4 protein-coding genes are annotated in these 2,330 nt (G+C 57.9%); 1 reads left to right on the top strand and 3 read right to left on the bottom strand.

Features of this window, described 5'->3' with window-relative positions:
* Nucleotides 1-195 (top strand): hypothetical protein (locus tag ACH2EH_RS02410; RefSeq protein WP_395138554.1); only part of this gene is annotated, 195 nt, incomplete at its 5' end.
* Here the strand turns inward: ACH2EH_RS02410 and ACH2EH_RS02405 are convergent.
* From ACH2EH_RS02405 to ACH2EH_RS02395, 3 genes are all read right to left on the bottom strand, one after another.
* Nucleotides 174-881: a phytanoyl-CoA dioxygenase family protein gene (locus tag ACH2EH_RS02405; protein ID WP_395138551.1), complete on the bottom strand. Its 708-nt coding sequence runs from the start codon at nt 879-881 to the stop codon at nt 174-176. The two genes, ACH2EH_RS02410 and ACH2EH_RS02405, sit on opposite strands and share 22 nt — an antisense overlap.
* Nucleotides 882-978: 97 nt before the next feature.
* On the bottom strand, nt 979-1,830 hold the full coding sequence (locus ACH2EH_RS02400; RefSeq protein ID WP_395138548.1) for a PEP-CTERM sorting domain-containing protein: 852 nt from the start codon (nt 1,828-1,830) through the stop codon (nt 979-981).
* An 84-nt stretch (nt 1,831-1,914) separates the two neighbouring features.
* Nucleotides 1,915-2,330: LuxR C-terminal-related transcriptional regulator (locus ACH2EH_RS02395; protein WP_395138545.1), on the bottom strand; the 416-nt coding region annotated here is incomplete at its 5' end.

Below are 2,330 nucleotides of genomic sequence, written 5' to 3'. Positions count from 1 at the left end.
CCCGATAAGCGCCTGACACTTGCCGTAGACGGTCAGCAAGTGGCCGCGGGGCCGCTCCACAGTTTCATCACCAGCGATCCGTCAAATCCGATGGAACTAGGCGGCGATGCGGGCTCCAAAGTGAGCGGCAAAGACCTCCCGAACTTCGTTGGCACCCTCACCCGCGTCCGACTCTACTCTGGACGCTTCAGGTAGGTATTGATGCCGGGAACAGCCGTGCCCCGTAGGAGAAATGGCGCTCCAATGGGCTTGGTGATACGTGTGGTGGTCGGGATATAGCGAATGGTGAGGCCACAGCGGCGCTGGTCGCTCGTGTTGGCCTCACTGCCATGAATCAGATTCGGGTGGTGCACCGAGACATCCCCCGCCTTCAGCACGACATCCACAGCGCTGCTTTCGTCCACACCCGCAATCCCCGACGAGAGCACATTCTCGACGCTTGTGTCTTTTGCGTGCTGCTGAAACTCCAACTGGTGTGACCCAGGAATCACGCGCAAGCAACCGTTCTCGGGGGTAGAGTCGTCCACGGCGAGCCAAAGCGTCACGACCTCACACGGGTCAAGCGGCCAGTAGCTGCCATCCTGATGCCAGAGCACGGGCAAGCCATCGTGGGGCGGCTTGGCGAAGTAGTGACTGGCAAAGAGCGCGATGTTCGGCCCAATAAATCTCTCCGCGATATCCAGCAGCCGGTCATCCGCGACCAAGCGCACCCAGAACGGGTCATTGAGCACCAGAAACCAGTCCAGCTTCTCCGGGCGAATCTCCGGATTCTGCCGCTGCAGCCACTCCACATGGTCGCTCGCCTCCGCAATCAGCGTCGCATCTAAAACACTCCGAAAAATCGCGTAGCCGTCACGCTCATAGCTCTCCATGGGGTTCATGGAAACATTTTAACAGAAAAAACCCACACCAAACTCCCCAATTTCTTCGGGAGCCCGGCACGGGCTTTGCGGCGGAACGCCACTGCAGACGCCTCGTTTACGGGGCGGCAACACGGCGGCGCACGAAGACCAGCGTCCCCCCAAGCGCGAGGAAGGCGAGGGTTCCCGGCTCCGGTGCTGTATTGGCGACAGGCTCGCCGTAGATAAAGTCATCGGCAACAACCACATCGTTGACTCCACCGTCGTTGACTCCCGCTCCCAGGGCGATATTTCCCTGGGTCACACGGACACGAGAAACCTGCGCAGTGGGAAAGAAAACCCCCAGAAACGAGAGACCGAAATCCGCCGTGGGGACATTGAAGGTTCCCAGGGAGGCATTGCTAGCATCAAAGTACTGGATTGTCGTTGCGCCCAGAATGTCCACGTCAGTAAAGATAGAGCCAAAGCCCGTCACCAATCCAGGGGTTGCAGTTCCAGGAACAAAGAAGCTCACATCGTAGACATTACTACCAATAGCGGTAAAGAGCCGCTGGGCACTGAAGGTCTGAAAGGTTGCGGTGTAGGTCGCGTTGATATTGCCAAAGTTTGCGGCGGCAGGCTGCCCTGCCCCCGCATCGGTGGTGGCGCTACTAACCATGAAGCCCGTACCCGCCCCCGAAAAAACCGCACCACGAGGCGAGTTGGAGTTGAAGAAGTTGGCAGCCAAGTTGTTGGGAGCGGATTGCGTCGCGGGAACCCCGTCCCAGTTGATCTCACGGCGTACACCACCAAAAGAGCCGTTGGCTCCTGCGACCGCACCGCCGCCAAGATCGGTGCGGAACGTATCGCGTACTGCGGTGATTGCCGCTGCATTGGCACCGCTGCCGCTACGGACGGTCTGAGCAAGAGCTATCGTGGGAAGAGCCAGAAGGCTGAGGGTTAGGGCTAGAGAGCACTGTAGATTTTTCATGCCTGGAGTATAAACGATTTACCTAAACCTGACTACTATCTAAAGTAAGCAGACAGCACTAACTTTAGTTAGGGATGACCAGCTTTAGTTAGGGGTGACCAGGCCATGGCGAATCGCGAGCAGTGTGGCCTCTGTCCGGCTAACAACATTAAGCTTGCCAAAAATAGTGTTTAGGTAGCCCTTCACCGTTCCCAAAGTCAGTCCTAAGCTCACCGCGATCTCTTTGTTGCTGAGCCCCTCAGCGACGGCTTTTAGAACATCGTGCTCGCGTTCGGTGAGCACATCGAGCGGTGAAGCTTGCTTGCGCTGGCTGAGCTGTTGCATAAGATGTGCCTGAATCACGGGATGCAGGGTGGTCTTTCCCTCAGCAGCGGCACGGATTGTGGCGAGCAGGTCGTGTCTCAGGACATCTTTGAGCAGGTAGCCCGTGGCTCCGGCTTGCAGCGCACCCCGGATCTTCTCGTCCTCGGCGAAGCTAGTAAGCACGACAATGTATGCCG

Source organism: Armatimonas sp. (genome assembly GCF_043760365.1).
GTDB lineage: Bacteria > Armatimonadota > Armatimonadia > Armatimonadales > Armatimonadaceae > Armatimonas.
This window is presented reverse-complemented; position numbering and strand designations above follow the sequence as displayed.